Below are 5175 nucleotides of genomic sequence, written 5' to 3' on the forward strand. Positions count from 1 at the left end.
AGCCTGCGGACCTTGACCGGTTGTGTCACCTGGCCCCCCGAGCGCCGATCGAACGTGATCAGCACCATCCAACCGGCAAGGGCGCTCTACACGCCAACCCGGCGATCATTTCCGGTCACAGCACTAGACGCGAGCCCCAGCAACTCGACTCCCACTCAATTTGGGAGAAGGTGGTCAGTTCTGTAGCTATCGTGCGAATACACTCGGGAGACGTCAGTGGGCTGCCAAGCTTGGTAGGTGGCAACGAAACCCCTCGCCGGCTACCGAAGAGAAGATCCTCCCTCGAGCGAAAGAGGCGGCGTTCGCTTGACGCCGATCGGCGCGGCGTTGGCAGGTGCTTTGCTGCTGGCCGTAGTCGGAGTAGCCGGCCTGGTCACGGCTTTGCTGATCGCCTGGGGGACTCCGGCGATGGAGTTCGGGCGCGGTGCGACCGTCCTGGGCCAGGTGCTGGAAGGCACTGTGGCCGAGCTGGTGCAGTGTCCAGCCCTGCTGGGGCGGGTCGCATTCGCGGAGGCGGTCTTGAACAGGTACTCGGCCCGAGGGTAGGGCAGGCGGCCGGTGACGGAGCAGACGTCGGCGGTCGCGGGCGGGCGTCGTGCGGAGATGGGGGCGCGGCGGTCGGCCAAGAACACCGGCCCGGCGGTGCGACCGGCCAGCAGGCGGGGCAGCAGCCGGGGCAGGGCCAATGCGTTCTCATGTTGTGAAACCGAGTAGTTGGAGTCCGTCGGCGGGGCGGCTGCGGTAGTGGTCGGTCGCGGCGGCGATGTCGGTCCAGCCGAGCATGCGGGCCAGGCCGATGGCCAGGTTGCGCAGGCCGGCCATGATGCGGGTGCGGTGCCGGTGCGGACGCGGGAGGCGTCTTCGCGGTAGGTGACGTCGCGGATGTGGTGCGGGGCCTCGATGCTCCGGTGGCCGCGGATCAGCGCGGCGAGCTGGGCGTGGTGATCCGGCCTGGTGGGAGGCAGGTGATGGCGTAGATCGTGACGGTGGTGGTCTTGCCGGTGCGGTGGTGGGTGCGGCGGCCGTGGCCGGTCTCGTCGGTGCGGTCGTTGAGAATCGCTTCGCGCCAGGGCCGGGCCTTGAGCCAGCGCAGGAGTGAGGGCTAGTTGCCCTTGACGATGAACAGGTGGTGTCCGCTGGTCACATCATGGGCCGGTTTCGAGACGCTTCGAGACATCCGCGAGTTCCGCATGACCTGCATGGCCGCGCAAGCGGCCGCCGAGAACCTCTTGCAGCGCGACGAGCTGGTGCTAAGACTGGCATGTCTTCGTGGTGTGCGTGGCACAAGGCCGTGGACCTGGACAGCCATTCCGTAGTGGCCTTGCGCCAGGTTTCACGGTCTCGACTCTCGGCCACCCCAACGAGTGCCCGCCGCGTCGACCGCAGCCGTCCAGCAGATACGAGAAGTTCCGTTTCGATGCTTGATCGCCGGAAGGGACGACGACACAGCTACGTGCCATCGGCGTTTACCGAGTTGCACTACCAGCTCGCCGAGCTGCCCGCGCCACAGATCGGCCGGCTACAGCCTGGTCAGCTACCCCCAGAGCGTCGGCTTTACGGCATGGCGAATGTTCGCCGTGTTGCCCCAAAAGTCACGTGCCCGCGTGCCAGCGCCCAATGAACACAAGCTCTTGGGTTTCCAGAGACGATTCCCATCTTCCGCGCTCACGACCTGGCGGGTCGCCCGACTCCTGTCACTGAACCGAACCATCATGACCTGGCCAAAGAGTGCCGACCAGCATCACGGACGCCCGAAGCCCACACATAGCAGTGCATCAGCGTTTCTCGAGACCGATTGACCGACGACACGCGTAGACGAGAGCATGCCCACACAAGCGAACGCACGCGACTCCGCCAGTAGTAGCAACCATCTCGATGGAGCCGAGTGCTACGGAGGTGCCAACCGAGGCCGGCAGTTCGGCTCAACTGTCGCGAGAGCTTCACAGATCGAACCTATGTTCGTACAGTATGCGGGTGGGCAAGTTGATCAGGGATGCGCACTACAGGCGCCGCAGGGGCACGCACCTCTGCCACTGGGCGGCCCACCGCGAGCCTTTCGGCACCGCTAATGCACGGACTTTATTCTTAAATTCGGTCAGCCAAAAAGATCGCCGATTACGATCTAGTGAAGATTCGAAGCCATCAGCGAAGAAGCTTTGGCGAGCCCTGATTGGGGGGACGTACTGTGCCGATAGCGTCACAAATACCCCCCAATTTCCAGAAGGTTCCTCGCCAATGGGCTACCGCGACTTCACGCAACCTGTCGGGCACTCCTCGCCTAAAACGGCTGCAGACTGGATCCAGTGGGCGAATCGTGAGGGCATTGCTCCCTCCGTTGCCCCGACCGACGGCTCTACGTGCCAGCTATGCCATGGAGCAGTAGGAGAGCGCGGAGTCGGCGCGTACTGGAATTTCTGCCAAAACTGCAATAAGGGCCGCCGCACGCTCGATGCGGTGGTGCCTGTAGCCTATTCGATCGACAGCGGACTAGAGTCCGTTCTGCACCGCTATAAGGACTTCACGCCATCTATCCACTATCGGTGGATGGCGTTGCCACTCGCATCCTTGGCCATCGACTTCTTATCCGCTCATCTGCGCTGCATCGAACGAGCGTATGGATCTCCACAGCTAGGCATCATCATGCCTAGCAGCAACACAAACCGTGACTTCAATCACATGGAAGTTATCCTGGGCGCCGCCGCCTCCTGGCCAATCCAATGGACTACGCACCTTCTTTATAAGGCAAAACCAGGTAGGCCGTCCCGAGGCGAGATAGACTCAAGCTACTATGCAGTAGTATCCCCAGCCGCGATACGAGGCCGCAACATCGTCTTGTTCGACGATACGTGGACCTCGGGGGCTACGGCCTTCAGTGCGGCTGCTCGGTTGCGGGAAGCCGGCGCCCACAGTGTCGTGAGCTTCACGATCGGGCGTCAACTACGCGATGACTGGGGCACTGGACACGCACTTACACAGAGGGCGTTATCTAGGTCCTACAGCAAGGAGAGGTGTGTTATCTGTGCTCAGAGATCGTGACGACGAGGCAGCCCTTCTCCTTCTACTGCTAGATGCTCCAAGCATCGGCCCACGCCGAGTCCTTGATCTGCTTGCTCGATGTGGAAGCGCCCAGAATGTCGTTGACAGCCTTCTCGCCTCCGACACTACTCCGGAACGCGTGCGTACTCATCTGCAAGATGCCGACATCGAGAAATACACGAATAGCATCGAGCGTACATATGAGCTCGGCGGCACCTATAAGCTCTGGAACGACGAGGACTACCCTTCCAACCTGAGACGGTGGGATGGCCGACCTCCTGTTCTATTTTACAAAGGTGATCTCACTGCCCTAAGCAATCGTGCACTTGCACTTGTAGGACGAGTAGATCCAACAGAAGTAGGACTGGAGTCGGCGCACAGGTTCGCCAGAAAATGTGTAGAGCACGATATCACGGTCATCAGTGGACTTGCACGCGGCATTGATGCAGCTAGCCATCACGGAGCCCTACAGGCGCCCCCCGGCAAGACATATGCCGTTGTTGGCCACGGCCTCGACTATGCATATCCTCGCGAAAACGCAGACCTATACGCAACCATTCCTGCACATGGCGGAATCATCTCTCAGTTCTCGACAGGCGTGGGACCTCAACGCTGGACCTTTCCTGCACGCAATGAAGTAATGTGCACTCTAGCGCTCGGCACTGTCATTATTGAAGGCAAATCAGGTTGTGGATCAATCATTCAAGCTGATTTCTCCTTCAAACACGGCCGCCCAGTGTTCCTGCTTTCAAAGAACCTCGAAGCTCCAGACGCCGATTGGGCAAGGAAGCTAGTCGCACGAGGAGCGCATGTAATCAAATGGTTCGACGAGGTACTAGAGGTGGTCGAAAAGACTCTGCACATGTCAAGACAGGAAGCAGCGACGGCCGCCGTCCTGTTTGATATCGGGGATAGTTTTCAACCTACTTCAGCGCCGGATGCCAGCCCGACTAACCAGTTACACGGCGACCCCCAGACTCCCCAGCTAGCTGCCAGCACACCTGGCCCGGTCGCCGCCTTGTTCGATATCGACGGCGTTATTATAGATTCGCGTGCCGCAACTGCAGCAGCCCTTGCCTCCGTAGCATCGCGGCACCTCGGCCATAAGGTGGACCCCGCTAGGGTAAACCCAGTAGGCAGCCCAGAAGGAATTCTGGCAAGTCTAGGAGTACCCAACCCCCGAGCTGCTTATCGAGCTGATTACGACGCCGCCCTGCAGGATTCACTTGTAGAGGTACGGGTGTTCCATGAGGTAGTGCAACGCCTCAGGGACCTTAAAGCCAGCGGCATACGTATAGGTGCAGTGACTGCTCAACCCCGGCGACGAATTAGCCGCATGGTGCCACGCGAGGTCAGAGAGCTTTTTGATGTGTTCTTGTGTCACAACGACACAGGAGGCAAGAAGGATGTCGGGATTAGACATGCCCTCGCTCACATGCAAATACCTAGCCAGCAGGCATTTTTCGTAGGGGATTCGCCGTCGGACATGAGAGCTGCCCGCAAGGCAGGCGTAAAGAGTGTTGGAGTACTCTGGGGTTTCAGTTCCGAGGAGGAATTGAAGCGCTCCCCCAGCGACATATTGCTGGAGAGTCCCATGGAAATATCATTGGAACTTGCTCTCCGCCTAAGCGGGCCCTCCACATGATCGAGGACGACAGCCGTCGACGGCCTCATTCAACGATAGAATGCAAGCGACGCTTGCCATTGGGCGTGCGGTCACGGAGCGCCCGCTCTAGCAACCTGACTGCGAGATCACACCTCACGGCGCTGATTTGGACCGGGCGAGCTGGCCCATGCCTACCATGATCATTCCCAATGCCTTCCCTGCTCAGCATCAGAACTTGAGACAAGCGCTCATTCGCGCTGGTCAGCGCCATCGCAGCGCCTTGAAGATCGCTGAACTCCTAAAGCGGGTGCCGCAGGTTCGAATCCTGCCGGGGGCACTCACCTAGATCGGCATTTATGACCCCTGACCTGCGGCTTCTCAGCCGCGCGTCTTTTGCTTACCAGACCCTAGTGCTGTGACCGGAAATGATCGCCGGGTTGGCGTGTAGAGCGCCCTTGCCGGTTGGATGGTGCTGATCACGTTCGATCGGCGCTCGGGGGGCCAGGTGACACAACCGGTCAAGGTCCGCAGGC

Annotated in this window: 2 protein-coding genes; one reads left to right on the forward strand and one right to left on the reverse strand. The window is 60.3% G+C overall.

Annotated features, from left to right (window positions below; genetic code table 11):
* Nucleotides 1–693: 693 nt before the first annotated feature.
* Nucleotides 694–822 carry a hypothetical protein gene (locus MTP10_RS41740; RefSeq protein WP_310717446.1) on the reverse strand — a complete coding sequence of 43 codons (129 nt, stop codon included), beginning with the start codon at nt 820–822 and terminating at the stop codon, nt 694–696.
* Between the two features lie 2188 nt (nt 823–3010).
* Between MTP10_RS41740 and MTP10_RS41745 the strand changes: the two genes are divergently transcribed.
* The gene (locus tag MTP10_RS41745; RefSeq protein ID WP_310717447.1) at nt 3011–4681 is read left to right on the forward strand and encodes an HAD-IA family hydrolase; all 1671 of its coding nucleotides are present in this window, start codon (nt 3011–3013) and stop codon (nt 4679–4681) included.
* Nucleotides 4682–5175: the final 494 nt, after the last annotated feature.

The organism is Nonomuraea sp. 3-1Str, assembly GCF_031570565.1.
In the GTDB taxonomy this organism is placed as follows: Bacteria; Actinomycetota; Actinomycetes; order Streptosporangiales; family Streptosporangiaceae; genus Nonomuraea.